General features: G+C 39.7%; 12 protein-coding genes. 11 read left to right on the top strand and 1 reads right to left on the bottom strand.

The window, feature by feature from the left end; translation table 11 throughout:
• Window positions 1-34: 34 nt before the first annotated feature.
• Window positions 35-964 carry a carbohydrate ABC transporter permease gene (locus BLP50_RS10425; RefSeq protein ID WP_090154450.1) on the top strand — a complete coding sequence of 310 codons (930 nt, stop codon included), beginning with the start codon at window positions 35-37 and terminating at the stop codon, window positions 962-964.
• Between the two features lie 11 nt (window positions 965-975).
• Complete coding sequence (locus tag BLP50_RS10420) at window positions 976-1,824, top strand: carbohydrate ABC transporter permease (protein ID WP_090154448.1); 849 nt, start codon at window positions 976-978, stop codon at window positions 1,822-1,824.
• Window positions 1,825-1,901: 77 nt separating this feature from the next.
• Here BLP50_RS10420 and BLP50_RS10415 read toward each other — a convergent pair whose 3' ends face one another.
• Window positions 1,902-4,928 carry an EAL domain-containing protein gene (locus BLP50_RS10415; protein ID WP_090154447.1) on the bottom strand — a complete coding sequence of 1,009 codons (3,027 nt, stop codon included), beginning with the start codon at window positions 4,926-4,928 and terminating at the stop codon, window positions 1,902-1,904.
• A 331-nt stretch (window positions 4,929-5,259) separates the two neighbouring features.
• Here BLP50_RS10415 and BLP50_RS10410 point away from each other — a divergent pair, with 331 nt between their 5' ends.
• The 9 genes from BLP50_RS10410 to BLP50_RS10370 all read left to right on the top strand — a co-directional run bounded on the left by BLP50_RS10410 (window position 5,260) and on the right by BLP50_RS10370 (window position 19,086).
• The gene (locus tag BLP50_RS10410) at window positions 5,260-6,012 is read left to right on the top strand and encodes a DeoR/GlpR family DNA-binding transcription regulator (RefSeq protein ID WP_090154445.1); all 753 of its coding nucleotides are present in this window, start codon (window positions 5,260-5,262) and stop codon (window positions 6,010-6,012) included.
• Window positions 6,013-6,026: 14 nt separating this feature from the next.
• The gene (pfkB, locus tag BLP50_RS10405) at window positions 6,027-6,935 is read left to right on the top strand and encodes a 1-phosphofructokinase (protein ID WP_090154443.1); all 909 of its coding nucleotides are present in this window, start codon (window positions 6,027-6,029) and stop codon (window positions 6,933-6,935) included.
• A gap of 8 nt (window positions 6,936-6,943) precedes the next feature.
• Window positions 6,944-8,848: a PTS fructose transporter subunit IIABC gene (locus BLP50_RS10400; protein ID WP_090154441.1), complete on the top strand. Its 1,905-nt coding sequence runs from the start codon at window positions 6,944-6,946 to the stop codon at window positions 8,846-8,848.
• Window positions 8,849-9,070: 222 nt separating this feature from the next.
• A complete protein-coding gene (locus BLP50_RS10395) occupies window positions 9,071-9,334 on the top strand; it encodes an HPr family phosphocarrier protein (protein WP_090154439.1) in 264 nt (87 codons plus the stop codon).
• Window positions 9,335-9,350: 16 nt separating this feature from the next.
• Window positions 9,351-11,054, top strand: coding sequence for a phosphoenolpyruvate--protein phosphotransferase (gene ptsP / locus BLP50_RS10390; protein ID WP_090154436.1), 1,704 nt, complete (start codon window positions 9,351-9,353; stop codon window positions 11,052-11,054).
• A gap of 181 nt (window positions 11,055-11,235) precedes the next feature.
• Entirely contained in the window at window positions 11,236-12,726 is a 1,491-nt protein-coding gene (locus BLP50_RS10385) for a methyl-accepting chemotaxis protein (RefSeq protein WP_090154434.1), read from the top strand.
• Between the two features lie 117 nt (window positions 12,727-12,843).
• Entirely contained in the window at window positions 12,844-15,189 is a 2,346-nt protein-coding gene (locus BLP50_RS10380; RefSeq protein WP_090154432.1) for a clostripain-related cysteine peptidase, read from the top strand.
• A gap of 145 nt (window positions 15,190-15,334) precedes the next feature.
• Entirely contained in the window at window positions 15,335-17,350 is a 2,016-nt protein-coding gene (locus BLP50_RS10375; protein WP_090154430.1) for a methyl-accepting chemotaxis protein, read from the top strand.
• Window positions 17,351-17,532: 182 nt separating this feature from the next.
• Complete coding sequence (locus BLP50_RS10370; protein WP_242869257.1) at window positions 17,533-19,086, top strand: GH25 family lysozyme; 1,554 nt, start codon at window positions 17,533-17,535, stop codon at window positions 19,084-19,086.
• The last annotated feature ends 98 nt before the right edge of the window (window positions 19,087-19,184 follow it).

Genomic DNA, 19,184 nt, shown 5'->3' with positions numbered 1-19,184 from the left:
CGTGACCAGCGGATTTCTTTAGGAGATAAATGCTATGAAAAAAACTAAAAGTATAAGCCGTGCAAAGTGGGGCTACATCTGCATTCTGCCTTTCTTTGTGACTTATTTCATTTTTTCATTTCTGCCACTAGTAGACACGATTAGGTATAGTTTTTATGAATATTACCGCTCAGGTATCCGCACAATCGGACCAAATTTCGTGGGATTTGATAACTATATCAGTGTTATGGGACCTGATTTCTTTACTTACCTTAAAAACACTTTCATCTTATGGATAATCGGATTTGTTCCACAGATTGTAATCGCTCTATTACTTGCATCATGGTTTGTAGATGCAAGACTTAAGATTCGCGGTGAGCAGTTTTTTAAGGTTGTGATATATTTACCAAATCTTATCATGGCATCTGCATTCGCTATGTTATTTTTTACATTGTTCTCAACATCAGGACCAGTAAATTCAATTCTTGCCAACCTAGGGTTGGTCGATGGCCCAATCGATTTTATGGGAACACCAACAGGTACTAGACTTCTTGTAGCACTAATGAACTTTCTCATGTGGTTCGGCAATACAACAATTATGTTGATGGCAGCAATCATGGGAATTAGTCAGGACGTCTTTGAAGCTGCGTCAATCGATGGATGTACTCCTCGACAGACATTCTTCCATATTACCCTACCACTGATAAGACCAATCCTGACATACACCCTTATAACGTCACTTATTGGTGGCTTACAGATGTTTGATGTACCACAGATTCTCACTAACGGCCAAGGTAATCCGAACCGTACAAGCTACACTTTAATCATGTGGCTTAACAATTTGCTTCGTGCACCAGATTACGGTCGCGCAGGTGCCCTTTCCGTATACTTGTTTGTCGTTAGTGGAATTCTCTGCATTATGGTTTACAGAATGGTAAACAGAGATGACGAGAAAAAAATCAGAAGAAGATTTAATAGAAATTGAGGTGGAGCCATATGATAAGAAAAAATAATAGCAATATAGCAAGAAGCTTTGTGGCTCATTTTACACTTATAATTCTTTCGTTTATGTGCTTGTTCTTCTTCTATATTTTGATAGTAAATTCAACATGCTCTCACGCTGAACTTCAAAAGGGATTTTCGGCATTGCCAAAATCAAATGCCTTGGTCAATTTTAGAAATGTTGCAAATGATGGCACCTTCCCTATGCTCAAAGGCATTGTAAACAGTATTATCGTTTCCAGCCTTTGTGCGGCCATCTGCACATATTTCTCAGCACTTACTGCATTTGGATTATATGTTTATGACTTTAAGCTTAAAAAAGTGGCATTTACATTTATCATGGTTATCCTTGTAATGCCAACTCAGGTTACTGCACTAGGTTTCCTTAGATTGATCAGAAATATGGGATTCTATGATACTTTGGTTCCACTTATTTTGCCTTCAATTGCAAGTCCCGCTGTGTTCTATTTCATGTATAGCTACTTGAAGTCTAATCTTCAGTTGTCACTTGTGGAGGCGGCCAGAATAGATGGCTGTGGCGAGATAAAGATTTTCAATCAGATAGTATTTCCTATCATGAAACCAGCCATTGCAGTTCAGGCAATATTTACATTCGTAGGTTCATGGAACAATTACTTCGTTCCTGCTCTTGTACTTGAGTCAAAGGACAAGGCTACAGTGCCAATTCTTATAGCTACTCTACGTGGCGCTGATTATATGAACTTTGACATGGGTAAAATATATATGATGATTACAGTTGCAATTGTTCCTATTATCATTGCATATCTGTTCCTCTCAAAATTCATCATAGCTGGTGTTGCCCTTGGTGGTGTAAAAGAGTAAAAGTTGTCTTTTTGTAGGGAGATAATAATTATTGGTAAAAAAGGGAACCTGTCATATGGCAGGTTCCCCCTTTTTAATTATCTAATCTTTTTACTTTCGTACATTTTTTTATCAGCCGCATCAAGAGCCTTTTTTATGTCGTTGTGGTCTGAGAAAAATGCATATCCTTTCGATACAGTAATTTTGATTTTTTCGTTTTCAATCTGCTTTATCTGGGCCATGTTAATGTCTATTTCCTGCATAATGCTTTCCACTTCTGATGGATGAGTATATTGATGCAAAATAACATACTCATCACCTCCATAGCGGATGACAACGCTGCTACTTCCAGCAATTCGTTTGAGTTTTTCACTGACAGTAGTTAAAACTGTGTCACCAAAAGTATGACCATAAATATCGTTATATTGCTTAAACTTATTTACATCTATGACAATAACTGCAAAATCAAGATTTTCCTGCTCATATTGCCTAATAAACTTAGGTATGATTTCATCAAAACCACGTCTATTCATAAGGCCTGTAAGAGAATCGGTAGAAGCTAGCTTTTTCATTTCGCCATTTTTCTGCAGGTGCTCAGTAACATCGATAAAATAGCCCACCAAACCTATAATGTTTCCATTTACCACGTATGGATGTTTGGTAGCAAGGATATTTCTGACCTGACCCTGGACGATGCATTCTCCAGGTGCATCTATGATAGAGCGGCCTTCCTTGATAATCTTAAGCTCGTCTTTTTTAAATGGCTCAGGATTAATGTGCCATCCCATATCCTCATCAGTTTTTCCAATAATATAATCTACAGATGGGAAACCATAGTATTCCAAAAATATATGATTTGCACCTAAAAATCTGCGTTCAGAATCCTTCCAGAATACACCGATAGGTAAATGATTAAGAATGTTTCTAAATGAAAACTGCTCAGTTGTATTTAAAGAACTGTGATTTTTCTTGCTCATCAAATTAGTTACCTGTGAAATTCTAGAAACAACATATTGGCTTACAGGAAGAAGGCAGGATAACATCATTTTCTGGTTCATAACATAAACCACTTTAAGAGTGATGGCTTTAAGCACATAGTTGTCGTAAACATCATTGAGATAGAAGAAGCCCTCTAGCACATTTGTATTGCTTTGAATAAGTCGTTCCTCAATGGTATCTATATTCATAAAGTCTTTAAAGGATTCACGGTCCTCTTCATGAACAAGATTAAGGGCAATATCCTCTATTACTTCTCTTGCGGGTTTGTTTAGGTTATTTATATGGACTTTGCTATTGAACAGGTAAATGTTTTCAAAGTAATCAGTATCAATACCGAATAAATCAACGCATTCAAACAGTGAAAACATATATTTACCAACAGTATTGGTTATCTCCTCGTAGCTTTCATTTACATAATGAGTAAGCATTCTGATAGAGAGAAGATAAGCGTCAAATCCAAGAGCATTTTCTGTGGTAACATGCTTGATTCGCATATTTACAATCTTGCCATTTTCGACAAATTCAATACTTTCTGGAAGACCACTTTGCTTACTTTGGAAGCATAATTCCCAGAACATAGAAAGTGGACCGGGACCTGATTTATAGGTGTTAATCATTTCTTCAACAGACTCTAAAGAGCCCTGAGCGTTAGGATGTGAATCTATTATTTCTTGGAAAGCATCATTAATGTATAAGAAACTCCATTTTTTATTTTTTACGATACCGATAGCAAGAGGCAGGGCATCTGATTTTTGACTAGTAACGTGTCGAAGCGGATTCTGTTTTAATAGGTCGATTAAACCAAGTTTATTGTAAAAATGGCGCTCATCTAATTTCTCAAAATCTCTGCCAGCAAGATACATTTGCTCGCATCCCTCTTCAAGAGGAACAGGCCTACCTATGTAATATCCCTGTATAAGCTCACAGCCTAAGCTGCGTAAGAAATCATATTGCTCCTTGGTTTCAACACCCTCTGCCAATGTATGAAAACCAAGGTTTTTTAACATAGAAATAGCATGCTTCAGGATGATTTTACCGTTGTCATTTACATCGAATCCTCTCAAGAATTCCATATCGATTTTGACCAAATCAAATTCGTAATTCTTTAGGACATTAAGAGATGAATATCCACTTCCAAAGTCATCCATCCAAACTTTTATACCGCAATTACGGATTCTTGAAATTTGCTCACGGATAAACTCTGGATTTTTAGTAAGTGCAGATTCAGTGATTTCCAGATGGAAGAGCTCCTTTTTTACCTGATATTTATCTAGGAGTTCATTCATATAGCTTGCGATATCAATAATCTCAAAATCGATTCTAGACAGGTTGATAGAAACAGGAACAGCTTCTTTCATTCCCGCTTGTTCCATTTTTGCGAAGGTTGAAATAACCTCTTCCATAACATAGCAATCAAGCTTATGGATAAGATGGTATTCCTCTAATACGGTGATAAATTCATTTGGGTAAACAGTGCCCTTATTTGGATCTATCCAGCGAACTAAAGCCTCCCAGCCGCAGACTTCTCCTGTAAGAGAGCGGACAATTGGCTGGTAATATATTTGAATATATTTATTGGCAAGAGCCTCTACAAGATTATCAATGATGAATTGCTTTCTGGCTAAATGACCGCCTAGCTCAGCGTCATAGAATTTATAATCGATGTCATATTTTTTCTTGATAGATGCGCAGGCAATACGAGCTCTATCGGTGCAGCGTATTACGTTTGTGACTTCACCGTCGTATATATAAACGCCGGCCTTAAGCTCCAGGTTTATATCCTGCTGAAGGGACTTTACCTGTTTTTTTACTTCTAAAATGGCTGGGACTACTTGGGTGATATCTGAGCACACAACAAAATGGTCTCCAGAAAATCTAGAAACCAACTGACTATCAAATACTGTTCTAAGGATGTGGGCAATATCTTTTAGCAGGTCATCGCCCTTTTCAAATCCATAGTTAGCATTGAACTGTTTGAAATTTTCCATATCAAGGAAAATAAAAGCGTAGTTATTACCTTCGTCGGCATCATCGATGAGTTCTTGACTCCATTCATAAAAAGCGGGCTTGTCTAATAAACCGGTGAGTTCGTCACGACTTTCCTTGAAAATCTCTCTTTCGTCCATAGTTAAACCCCAGTCCTTTATATTATGTGTTTTGATATTCTAGCACCTAAATGTGAAGAATTTTTATAAAAATTGTTGTCTAATCTTGAGTAAAAATGATTGTTAATGGACTAATAATCCGATGCGTCTTCTAATCAACATAATGGTGCCTGAGCTAGTTGAATTCTTTTGAACTTTTTAACCAAAAAGGAGAGGTCGAAAATGGTTATTTTAACAAAAATTGAGCGATTGTGATTATTTATGAGCATTTATGATTGATAAGTGAAAACCATCGTGCTATATTTTGATTGTGTTAATCACAGATAATCATAATATTGCAGGGGTGGGATATATGTTAACTGAAGAGAGACGGACAAAGATTATTGAAATTGTAAACGAGAAAAAAGCGGTTTCGGTTAATGAACTTGTTGAATTGCTTGATACATCCGCAGCTACAATTCGACGAGATATTAATGCTCTTAATGCATCAAAACAATTGATCAAAGTTTTCGGTGGGGCTACATCTATGAGTTCCTTAGATGTAAATACCAAAGAAGACGCCGTAAAAATAAAAGCGCAAAAAAACATCCATGAAAAAGATTCAATAAGCAAATACGCAGCAAGTCTTATTCAGGACAATGATTTTGTCTACATAGATGCCGGAACAACAACCCTTGCAATGATTGATTACATTGACAACTATAAAGCAAAGTTTATTACCAATGGTATTGTTCACGCCAAGAAGCTTATAGACAAAGGTCTTGAGACAATTATGATTGGCGGAAGATTAAAGAAAGCAACAGAGGCGGTTGTTGGTCCTGATTGTGTGGAGATAATCAAAAAATATCACTTCACAAAGGCGTTTATGGGAACTAATGGTATTTCCATAAGAGCGGGATTTACAACTCCAGATGTAGACGAGGCAATGATTAAAACCGAGGCAATCAGACATGCATATATGGCTTACGTCCTCGCTGACCATACAAAGTTCGATCAAATCAATTCGGTGACATTTGCAGAGATTAATGATTGCTGCATAATCACAGATTCGCTTTCTGCAAAGGAATATTCAAATCATACGGTTGTTAAGGTTTGTGAAGAATAAATGGAGGAAAAAGAATGATTTATACTGTTACATTTAACCCGGCGCTAGATTATGTGGTTCGAATGGATGGTGATTTACTCCCAGGAATGACAAACCGCTCATCTAGTGAGGAGTACTACTTCGGTGGCAAGGGTATTAATGTTTCCATGGTTCTCGCAGAGCTTGGAATAAAATCAACAGCCCTTGGATTCGTGGCAGGCTTCACCGGAAGAGCTATTGATGAGGGGGTTCAGGCGGCAGGAATCGATACAGATTTCATAATGCTCAAAGAAGGAATTTCCAGAATCAATGTAAAGCTCAAGGCAGCAGAGGAAACTGAGATTAACGCTCAGGGACCAAAGATTGACGAGGAGTCACAGATGCAGCTCTTCAACAAGCTTTCAAGACTTGTTCCAGGGGATATGCTTATCCTGGCAGGTTCTATTCCAAATTCACTTCCAGATGATGTATATGAAAGAATTCTTTCTATGCTTGATGGAAAGGGTATTGAGTTTGTAGTAGACGCAACAAAGGATTTACTCACAAATGTTCTTAAGTATCATCCATTCTTGATTAAGCCAAACAATTTTGAGCTTGGTGAAATCGTGGGAAAGACACTTGAGAATGATGATGAGATATATGAAGGAGCCCTCAAGCTTCAGGAAATGGGAGCAAGAAATGTTCTGATTTCTATGGCAGGTGACGGTGCAATGCTTGTTGATGAAAACAAGAAGCGCTATCGCATAGGTGTTCCAAAGGGGAAGGTTAGAAATTCGGTAGGAGCTGGTGATTCGATGGTAGCAGGTTTTGTAGCTGGCTACATGAAGTCAAAGGATTATGAAACCGCTCTTAAAATGGGTACAGCAGCTGGAAGCGCAACGGCTTTCTCAGATGGCCTAGCTAAAGCTGTTGATATAAATAATTTATACAAAGGGTTAAATTAGGAGGGAATATGAAAATTTCAGAATTCATTGATCCTAGGGGAATCCAACTTGGTGTTTCTCTTGCTGATCAAAACGAAGCAATCGACAAGCTTATTGCTCTTCATGAGGCAGTAGGCAACTTGAATGATGCGGCAGCATTCAAGACAGCTATTTTAGAGCGTGAGGCTAAGGGCTCTACAGCAATAGGTAACGGTATAGCTGTTCCACACGGTAAGTCAGCAGCTGTTGCAAAGGCTGGCCTTGTTGGTATTACATGTCCAGATGGTGTTGATTACAAGGCACTTGATGGCAAAAACAGTGATTTACTTTTCATGATTGCAGCTCCAGAAGGTGGCGCAGATACACATCTTGAAGTTCTTTCAAAGCTTATGACAATGCTTATGGATGCTTCATTCTGTAAGAAGCTTGTAGCAGCAAAGTCAGTTGATGAATTCTTAGGACTTATTGATGAGAAGGAAGCTGAAAAGGATGCTAGCCAGTCTACATCTGCAGCAGCAACTGGTTCAAAGAAGCTTGTTGCTGTAACAGCATGTCCTACTGGTATTGCTCATACATTTATGGCAGCTGAGGCTCTTGAGCTTAAGGCTAAGGAGTTAGGCTATGGAATCAAGGTTGAAAAAGATGGTTCCGGTGGAGCAAAAGATGTACTTTCATCTAAGGAAATTGAAGAGGCTGATGCTGTTATTATCGCATGTGACAAGAACATCGATATGCAGAGATTCCATGGAAAGAAAGTTGTTATGGCATCTACAAAGGAAGCTATCCACAGCCCAGAGACACTTATTGAAAAGGCTAACAATGCTTCTGTATATCAGCATGCAAGTGGTGGAATCAAGACTACAGATTCATCTAACGAATCAGTAGGTCGTAAGATTTACAAGCACTTAATGAATGGTGTATCTCATATGCTTCCATTCGTTATCGGTGGTGGTGTACTTATTGCTATCGCATTCTTGCTTGATGATTATTCAATTGATCCAAGTAACTTTGGTTCAAACACACCAGTTGCTGCATGGTTCAAGACAATTGGTGGTGGCGCATTTGGATTCATGCTTCCAATCCTTGCTGGATTCATTGCAATGTCAATTGCTGACAGACCAGGTCTTGCAGTTGGTTTCGTAGGTGGTTATCTTGCTTCTACTGGTGCAACATTTGCATCACCAGGTGGAGATATTCCATCAGCATTCCTTGGAGCATTAGTTGCAGGTTTTGCAGCAGGTTATATTGTTCTTGGTTTGAGAAAGCTTTGTGAGGCTCTTCCAGCTTCACTGGAAGGTATCAAACCGGTATTCATTTATCCATTATTTGGTACACTTTTGATATCAGTAGTAATGTGTGCAATCAATCCTATCATGGGTGCGTTGAACTCAGGACTTACTTCATTACTTGAGGGTATGGGAACAAGCTCAATGATAGCTCTTGGAGTACTTCTGGGCGCAATGATGGCTACAGATATGGGTGGTCCTTTCAACAAGGCAGCTTATGTATTTGGTACAGCTTCTCTTGCAGCAGCAAATGAGACAGGTTGGATGATTATGGCAGCAGTTATGGTTGGTGGTATGGTTCCTCCAATCGCAATCGCACTTGCTACAATTTTCTTCCCAAAGAAGTTTACAGAGAATGAAAGAAAGTCTGGTCCAGTTAACTTTATCATGGGATTCTGCTTCATCACAGAAGGTGCTATTCCATTTGCAGCAGCAGATCCACTTCGTGTAATTCCTTCACTTATGGTTGGTTCTGGTCTTGCAGGTGCTCTTTCAATGGCATTTAAGTGTACACTTATGGCTCCACATGGTGGAATCTTCGTATTCCCAGTTGTTGGTAACGTAGCACTTTACCTTGTAGCACTTTTAGCTGGTTCAGCAGCTAGCTGCCTATTACTTGGAATTTTAAAGAAGAATGTAGCACAGTAAATTCCGGTTATTCCGTATATAAAAACATTTCATTTTAATTCCGAGGGGCGACCCTCGGAATTATTGTTTGTAAAAATTGTTTGATTTTTTCTAATTTTTTATGTATTTTTTAGAAGAACAATTATAGACAAATCAATTGTTTTTCTATAAAGTATATAAGTACATTTTTACGCTTATAAGGTATTATAAGATACAGGCATGAAACGAAAGGAGTTTTATATTATGGTTTCAAAAGTAGTTAAGGTAACAAATGAGCAGGGACTTCACATGCGTCCAGCTACAGTTTTCAGCGCAGCTGTTACACCATTTGATTCAGACGTTAAGATCTTATTCAATGGTAATCAGTACGATGGAAAGAGCGTTATGATGCTTATGGCAGCTTGCATTAAGTGTGGTGCTGAGATCGAGATTCAGGCAGATGGTCCAGATGAGGAAGCAGCACTTGCAAAGGCTGTAGAGCTTGTTGAGAGCGGTCTCGGAGATTAATTCTAAGGAGGAACCTATGTACAAAGGCATAGAAGCGTCTAGGGGAATTGGTATTGGTAGCATTTGTCTCATTACTGAGCACGATTTATCGTTTGATTCTAAGCCAGTAGCAGACAAAGATGCTGAAAAGGCAAGATTTAATGATGCCATTGAAAAGTTTAAGGCTGAGACAGCCGAGATGGCAGAGAATATCAGAAAGAATATTGGTCCTAAGGAAGCTGAGATCATGGAGGGTCACTTAGCTATGATCGCTGATCCTACAATGGCAGGCGAGATGACTAAGATGATCGAGGCTGGACAGTGCGCAGAGGCTGCTGTTACTGCAGTATGCGATATGTTCATCGGTATGTTCTCTAAGATGGAGGACGATATGATGCGTCAGCGTGCATCAGATATTTCTGATATCAAAATCAGCTTGCTTAAGATATTACTTGGGGTAGAAGACGTAGATATCAGCAAGGTTGCACCAGGTACTGTTTTGGTTGCACATGACTTGACTCCATCTATGACTTCACAGATCGTAAAAGAAAATGTAGTTGGAATTATTACAGAGGTTGGTGGCAAGACATCTCATTCTGCTATTCTTGCTAGAGCCTTAGAGATTCCTGCAGTTCTTTCAATTCCTAATATTTGTGAGATTGTTAAGGACAAGGACACTGCTATCGTTGATGGTACAGAGGGTGATGTATATATCAATCCAGACGGGGATGTTATTTCTCAGTACGTTATCAAGCGTGAGGAGTTCATCCGTGCACAGGCAGAGCTTAAGAACTTCGTTGGCAAGGCTACACTTACAGCTGATGGCAAGGAAGTAGAGCTTTTCTGTAACATCGGTACCCCTAAGGATGCTAAGAAGGCTATCGAGTGCGATGGCGAAGGTATCGGACTTTTCCGTTCTGAGTTCTTATTCATGGACAAGCCACATCTTCCTACAGAGGATGAGCAGTTCGAGGCGTACAAAGAGGCTGTTGAGACTATGTCAGGCAAGACAGTTATCATTCGTACACTTGATATCGGTGGTGACAAGGAAATCCCTTACATGAACCTTGAGAAGGAAGAGAATCCATTCCTTGGTTATAGAGCAGTACGTTATTGCCTTGCTAACACAGACATTTACAAGACACAGCTTAGAGGAATCTTAAGAGCCAGCGCATTTGGTACAGTTAAGATTATGGTTCCTTTAGTAACATGTGTTGATGAAATTAGAGCCGTTAAGGCACTTGTTGAAGAGTGCAAGATGGAGCTTACTAACGAGGGTATTAGCTTCGATCCTAGCATTCAGGTTGGTTGCATGATTGAGACAGCAGCAGCTTCACTTATTGCTGATATGCTTGCAAAGGAAGCAGATTTCTTCTCAATCGGAACAAACGACTTAACACAGTATACAATGAGTGTTGACCGTGGAAATGCTAAGGTAGCTTACCTTTATTCAGCATTCCAGCCTGCAGTTCTTCGTTCAATCAAGAACATCATCGCAGCAGCTAACGAAGCAGGTATTCCTGTTGGTATGTGCGGTGAGGCAGCAGCTGATCCACTCATGATTCCACTTTTGATTTCATTCGGACTTGATGAGTACTCTGTTAACCCAGTTCTTGTACTTACAGCTCGTGCAATCATTTCTAAGTGGTCAAAGGCTGATGCAGACGCTTTAGCAGAGAAGGTTCTTAGCCTTTCTACTGAAAAGGAAATCGTTGAATTACTTAAAGCTTCAGCTAAATAATTAGATTGTTTTATATCCCTATACCAGTCATTGGTATAGGGATTTTTTTATGCAATGAATCTTTTGTGAAAATTCTGCTAATTCATACAAATTTCAGACTATTATTGATATACTGTTAATTACTAGCAGTGTGTTTAGCGTTATTCATTTTTAATTGCATACATAGTGTGGAGGAAAAAATATGAGCGAAGCCCAAGGAAAGATGGAAATCGAAAGAAGACAGATGTCCGAGAGAAATAAGCTTGCTAGATACTGCGGTACAATAGCAGCTATTGCAATTGCCTTTTTTGCATTACGTGCATTGTATTTTAATGGGGTAAATCCTCTTGATACAGTAAGACTTGTTGTGGCGATTGTAGTTATTATCCTATTACAAGTAGGCGCTATTATGTACGGGGAAAAATATATTTACAAATACTGCGTCACCCTATCAATGGTGGTTCTATTTGTTCTTAATATATTTAAGCCAAGTGATCCTCACATGTATATTTTCATGTATACCATAATTCTGATTGTAATGATTTATGGTGAGGCAAACACTGTAAGAATAGGATGTATCATCGCCAATGTATGTCTTTTGGCTTCAGGATTTATGCAGGTAAGTGAGGGGGCAATCACAGGACAAAATCTTACCACACAGTTTTTATTTAGTATTATTGCTTGTACAATGGCAGTTATCGTTTGTAGACAGCAGCGTCGCCAGACTACAGAGACACTTGATACTATTAAGGACAAGGCAACAGATATCAAAGAGACATCTGAGGCAATTGTTGATTTAGCAGAGCAGCTTAATAACAAATTTATAGAAGCTAATGAAGTATCTAATAATCTTAATGACCATATGAATGTAGTACATGACTCAGTTGTTGAGATTGTTGAGGGTACAAAAAATACAGCAGAGGCTATAGAAAACCAGACAAATAAAACAGCCGTAATTCAGGAAAGCATTCAGGCTGTAGGTGAAGAGGCTAATACAATTGATGAAGTCTCTAGCCAGGTAGAAAGCACTGTAAACGATGGTGTATCACTTATTAATCAGCTAAAGAGCCAGGCTGAGGAAGTTGCAAATATCAACATTGAAACAGCAAGCACAACCCAGGCGCTTAATGACAGTATTCAGGATGTACAGGCTATCACAGAGACAATCCTTGGTATTTCAAGCCAGACCAACTTGCTTGCTCTTAATGCATCCATTGAGGCTGCTAGAGCCGGTGAAGCCGGAAAAGGCTTTGCTGTAGTTGCCGATGAAATCAGAGCTCTTTCTGAAAGTACAAGAGAGGCAACAGAAGAGATTTCGAGAATTATAGAGCGTCTTACATCTGATGCTAGATCTGCATCAGCTGCTATGTCCAAATCTGCTGAGTATGCTGCAAAGCAAAATGATCTCATTACAGAGACAGGCACAAAGCTTGATGCAATCAAGACAGGCACAGACGACCTTCGCTCTGGAGTAGTTCAGGTAAAGGCATCTGTGGATGATGTAATCAATGCCAACACTCAGATTATGGACAACATCACCAACCTCTCTGCTACCTCGGAGGAAGTAGCGGCAGCCACAGATACTGTTGGCTCAGTTAGTGATGACGCCATGGAAGCTCTTACCAACATGAACGACACCTTAGAGGTAATCAGCAAGATAGCCAAGGAAATGGAAGAAATGGCTCTAAAATAATTTAAATAGTAAAACTATCAGAGGCCTAACTACACGGGTCTCTGATTTTTTGCCATTTTTAGATAAAAGTGTAAAATAAAGATAATAGAGTCATTTTGTATGAACGGGAGGAGAAAGATGGCTGACAGACCTATATCAAGAAAAAAGAATGTAACAGGAAGTGGAAGTGTTCATCGTCGTCCAATGGGAACTAGTGGCGGTTCAGGTGGCAACCGAGGCGTAAATGGCGGCGGAGGCGGTGGCCTTGGAAAGCTTTTGATATTTGCACTTATTATATTGCTTGGTGGAGGCGGCGGTCTTGGCGCCTTTCTTGGAGGAGGTGGCTCAGGCGGAAGCTCAGGAGGTAGCTCTGGTGGTAGCACTGCAGGCAATACAATATCTACTCTAGCATCTACTCTTTTAGGTGGAGACTATACTAGCATGTCTCAAAGTGGTAATTCAACATGGAGCATGAAGTCTAATACAGGAGTGTTAGACGAGTATGTAGCAAACTCAGCCCGTGAGAAGTACACAAAAATAAAGGGCAATGGCGCTGATACCATGACTATTATGGTGTATATGTGCGGAACTGACCTTGAATCTAGAGCAGCTATGGCATCAAAGGATATTCAGGAGATGCTTAATGCTACTGTGTCTGGAAATATCAATCTTTTAGTATATACAGGTGGTTGTGCAGGCTGGAAGAACTCTGTTGTAAGTAATAGAACAAACCAGATTTACCAGATTAAAAATGGTAAGATGGCGCTACTGAAGGACAATATCGGAGACCTTCCAATGACAGACCCAAATACATTGTCTAGTTTTATCAAGTGGGGTGGTCAGAATTTCCCTGCCAATAGATATGCCCTTATTTTCTGGGATCACGGCGGCGGTTCAGTAACTGGATACGGCTACGATGAAAAGCATAAGAATGCCGGTTCAATGGACTTGGCAGAGATTAATAAGGCACTTACAGATGGTGGCTTAAAGTATGATTTCATCGGATTTGATGCTTGTCTTATGGCTACAGTTGAAACAGGTCTTATGCTTGATTCTCACAGTGATTATATGATTGCATCTGAGGAAACAGAGCCTGGTATCGGCTGGTATTATACCAATTGGCTTACAAACCTAAGCGGCAATTCTTCACAGTCTACTCTTGAGATAGGAAAGACAATTGTGGATGATTTTGTGGCTCAGTGTGGTCAACAGTGCCCAGGCCAGAAGACTACTCTTTCCCTTATAGATTTGGCTGAACTTTCTGCAACTGTTCCTGAGGATTTGAAGGGATTTGCAAATTCAACAACTTCATTGATTGAGAAAAAGGAATACAAAGTTGTTTCTGATGCAAGAGCAAGTACAAGAGAGTTCGCTAGTTCATCTAGAATTGATCAGATTGACCTTATCGATTTTGCGGTGAAGCTTGATAATAGTGAAGGCAAGGAATTGGCACAGTCGCTTTTAGGGGCAGTTAAATATAACAAGACCTCTTCAAATATGACAAATGCCTATGGTCTTTCAATCTATTTCCCATACCGTCAGACTAGCAAGGTAGATAATATGGTGTCTACTTATGGTGAGATTGGTATGGATGATAGCTATAGTGAGTGTATTCAGAAGTTTGCTTCCATGGAATACTATGGTCAGCAGGCTACAAACAATAACCAATTCCCAAGCAGCATATTTAGCAGTTCAGGTAGCAGCGCTGGAATCGATTTAACTAGCCCAGAGGCTATTGGTCAGATTCTTGGAATGCTTTCATCAGCAAGCGGTAATAAGTTCCTTGAAAATGGTGTGGATAGAGAAATTGCTGCAGAGTATATTGCTGAAAACAACTTGGATTTATCTAATCTTCAGTGGACGAAAAATGATGCTGGGGATACAGTTATCGCCCTAGATGAAACTCAGTGGGGAAACGTTCAGGATATAGAGCTTTCCACACTTGTAAAAGACGGTGATGGCTATATAGATTTAGGACTTGATAATACGTTTGAGTGGGATGAAGAAGGAAATCTTATCGCAAATAAGGATAGAAGTTGGCTTGCAATAGATGGTCAGATTGTTGCTTATTATCATATCGATACAACAGGTACAGCAGATAACTACACTATCACAGGCCGAGTTCCAATTATGTTAAATGGTCAGAGAGCAGATTTGATTTTGGTATTTGATTCCGCCCATGAAGATGGTTATGTAGCTGGAGCTGTCTTTGGATATGATGAAAACACAGAAGTTATCGCTAAGAATCTTACAGAGCTTCAGCCTGGAGATACAATTGATTTTATCTGCAAATACTATGCTAAGGAAGGGGATGATGTTAGCATCGAAGAGGAATATTATCTCGGTGAGCAGATGACAATTGATAAGGATATGTCTGAGATGCAGATTACAAATCTTGTTATTGAGGACAGTGAACTTTTAATCTCATACGTATTTACGGATATTTATGGAAACGAATACTACACTGATGCTCTAAAACAATAGGAGCTTTAGCCAATTGTTCACACAAAAAGCACACTTTCCAAATCCCGTTGAGCTAATATAAAAATAGTGACACTACTTTTGCAAAGCACGCTGTTTTGACGAAGTAAAGGGAGTAACTATTACAAACAAGGAGGCGACGGCGATTATGGGAAAAGAAAGGGCTAAACGGGGAGTGAAAAATGGTATAGCTTGGAGCAAAAGTATTAAAACCAAATTGATTGTAGCCATGCTTTTGGTGGCGATGGTCCCGCTTGTTATTGCAGTAGGAATCAGTTACTACACATCTACGGAAAAGGCAAAAATGGATGCAATCGATTCACTAGAATGGCAGACTTGGTACGTGGAGGCTGCTATTGCACAGGTTATTACTACTAACCAGTCAGCTATTACTTCATTTGCAGATTCACCAACAGTTATCGCTTTTATGAAGGGCGAAGAGGTGGACATGAATGATCTGAAGGCTCAGATGAAATCCATCGATGAGTTTTTAGATGATGGAAATGTAGTAGTTCTGACAAACGACAAGGGTTGGATGGTACTGCGAGATGATGATGGCAAGCTAGTTGATATTAGTGAACGTGAATATTGGCAGCAGGCTATGAAGGGTGAATTTGCAGTATCAAATGTAATCACCAGCCAATCTACAGGTGTACGAAGTATTAGTATGGCAGCACCTGTAAAAGATCCTGACACAGGAAGGATTCTTGGTACAGTACACAGAAATTACAATGTAAATGATTTCCACACAATCCTAGAAGAAGAGAGTGATGAGGGATTTATCGTAGATAGAGATGGTGATTTAGTAGCACATTCTCAGTATGAGATTACGTCAGAAGATCAGGTGATGAATTTCAGCTCATCACCTTATATGAATAGTGATGCTATTGAGGGAACATATAGGTCTACTGCAGTTGGCTATCCTACATATGTATCATTTGCTAAGGATACACTTTCTGGATTTACAGTTTGTGTGGCAATAAAAGAGAGTGCAATTATGGCAGCAGCAAGACAGTCTGCATACATAGTTATTGGTATTGGTCTTGTGTTGTTAATCATTGTTGCTATTATCTCAGTAATATTGGCAAATGGATTTACAAAGCCAATCAATGCAGTTAATGATTCTTTATCAGAGCTTGCAGATGGTAAGTTCAAACGTATATCCGGATTTTCTAAGAGGAAGGATGAGTTTGGAGAGATTGTAAAGAGCTCAAATACTGTAATAGAAAAGCTTGATGAGATAGTAGGACATATTAAGCAGTCGGCCTCTACAGTCGGCAATTCATCTGAAGAATTATCAGATATGGCTAATCAGATTTCTGCAACAACAGCAGGAGTTTCAACTGCAGTGCAGGAGATTGCAACAGGAGCAGTTCAGCAGGCAGAGGAAATTCAGCAGGCAGCAGAGAATGTTGGAAAGATTACAGATGCTGTAGGCGGAGTGCAGAGTTCTACAGATGATATGGAAAATCTTGCAGCGAGAATGAAGGATGCATCAGAGGCCTCTAGCAAGTCCCTTATAAATCTTCAGGATTCAAGCAGCGAGATGACTCTTAAGATTGAAGAGATTGCAAAGACAATCGGTGCTACGCAAAAGGCAGTAGGAGACATTAATGAGAGAGTAGAAGGTATTTCTGGAATCGCTTCCCAGACCAATCTTCTTTCACTTAACGCATCAATAGAGGCAGCAAGAGCTGGTGAGGCAGGTAAGGGCTTCGCAGTTGTAGCAGAGGAGATTCGAAAGCTTGCTGACGATTCAGAGAATATGGCTCAGGAGATTCGTCAGGTAATGGATGTTCTTTTGTCTGAGGCAGAGCAGGCTGTTGCAGCAGCAGAGCAGGTTCGCCAGGGTAATATTGAGCAGCAGGAAGCATTGGGAGAGACACTTAGCTCTGTAAATGGAATGCTTGCTGATATCGAAGAGACAGTAGAGGGCGTAAAGAGCATCGCTGATGGAGCAAGCACTTGCGTGGCTTCAAATGATGTTGTATCAGATGCAATGTCATCACTTTCTGCTATATCTCAGCAGAACGCAGCTTCTTCTGAGACAACGGGTGCATCAGTTCAAGAACTTTCAGCTACAGTATCTAACCTTGCTGATTCAGCTACAGGACTTAGAGATGTTGCAGAACAGCTGAATAACGAGATGTCATTCTTTAAATAAAATATTAATAATAGAAGCATTAGGCTGGCACTTAAGGTGTCAGCCTTTTCTTGCTTAATTAGGAAATTACTTTGTAATATCCTATTAAGCAAAACTCTTTTTTGTGAAGATATTTCGCTCTGCGACAAAAATTAAATTGTGGTATATTATTACAGTACAAAAGATTTAAAGGGAGAATTATCGTGGCAAGACGAAATGATAGAAGAAGTCGCAGAAGATGCAAAATGATACAGAGAAGACTAGTGATAGTTGGTATGTTTCTAGTTATTCTTTTGGTGGCAGTTGGCGGAGCTTTTTTGCTAATTAATATAGTCACAAAGGTTACAGAAGATGAGCCAGTTGAGGAGAAGGTTGAAGCAGTTAAAACTGATGAAGAAGCAATTCCTGAAGAACCTGAAGAAGAAATAGTAGTTACGGAAGAAGATGCAACTGACCCTCAGATTACAGTGACAGTGGAAACTGGTCAGGCGTTAGAAGTATCAGATTTAGTTAGTTCAAATGTGGCAGGGGAAAATACATCAATTACATATGGTATTGATGTTTCAAAATTCCAGGGCACTATAGATTGGGCTCAGGTGGCAGGCTCGGGAATTGATTTTGCAATGGTACGTGTTGGATATAGAGATTCCACAACAGGTGAGATAAAGGCAGATAGCAATGCAAAATATAATATGCAAGAGGCCGAGAAAAATGGAATAAAAGTTGGTGCATATTTTTTCTCCACAGCTGTAACAACTGATGAGGCAGTTGAGGAGGCAGACTGGGTAGCTAGCTATATTTCAAAATATTCAATAACCTATCCCGTAGGATATAACTGCGAGGGATTTGAAAAAAGTACAAGCAGACAATACAGCTTATCAAAGGATCAGCGAAGCAATATTGCCATGGCATTTTTAAAGGAGATTGGAGCCAAGGGTTATACACCGATGTTCTACGCTTCAAGAAATGAGCTGTCTGCTGATGCAAAATGGAAGACAAGCACAATCGAAAAGAGCTACAAGATATGGATGGCTTGGTACAATCAAGATACAAGCAACATTGCTAATGGACCTGCTTATGATGGACAGTGCGCAATGTGGCAGTACACCAATCAGGGCTCAGTGCCAGGAATAAAGCAAAAGGTGGATGTTGATGTGGCGTATTTTGGTTATGATGCCACAGCATCTGCTCAGGACACATCTGGCCGCGAGGAGGCATCAGCTGACGTAGAGGCCTTGATGAAATTTGATGAAGTAAACGAGACAGTCACAGCTAAGAGTCAGACTAATCTAAGAAATATCCCAAGCCAAGGGGCAGACAGCACGGTAATGCTGACTCTTACAAATGGACAGACAGCAACACGTACAGGTGTTAGCTCAAGTGGCTGGTCTAGAGTTGTCTATGATGGTGTGACTTACTATGCTGTTTCAAGCTATTTGACTACAGATCTAAGTGCCCCAGCTCAAACTACACAGCCGGCAGCTCAGGAACAGCCTGCGGCAGACCAGTCTACATCTACTGATACTGGCTTTAGAACAAAGTTTACTGATGTAAATGAAGTGGTAACACCAAAGGAAGTAATTAACTTGCGCTCTAAGCCAAGTGTTACTGATACAGATTCTGTAGTGGTGGCAACAGTCTATGCAGGAACCACTTTTACAAGAACAGGAATTAATAATGAATATGGTTGGTCCAGAGTAGAGTATAATGGGCAGGTTCTCTACTGTGTAAGCAGTTACTTGAAGGCGGCAGAATAGCGTTAAGTTTAAAATACTATGTGGCGATATAAGTGATGTAAAAGAAATAGTTGTAGGATTCTAAAAATCATGTTAGAATTCAGATGCTGTTAAAAATT

Source organism: Pseudobutyrivibrio sp. AR14 (assembly GCF_900101325.1).
Lineage (GTDB): Bacteria > Bacillota > Clostridia > Lachnospirales > Lachnospiraceae > Pseudobutyrivibrio.
The sequence above is the reverse complement of the archived record's forward strand: the minus strand, read 5'-3'. Positions and strand labels throughout refer to the sequence as shown.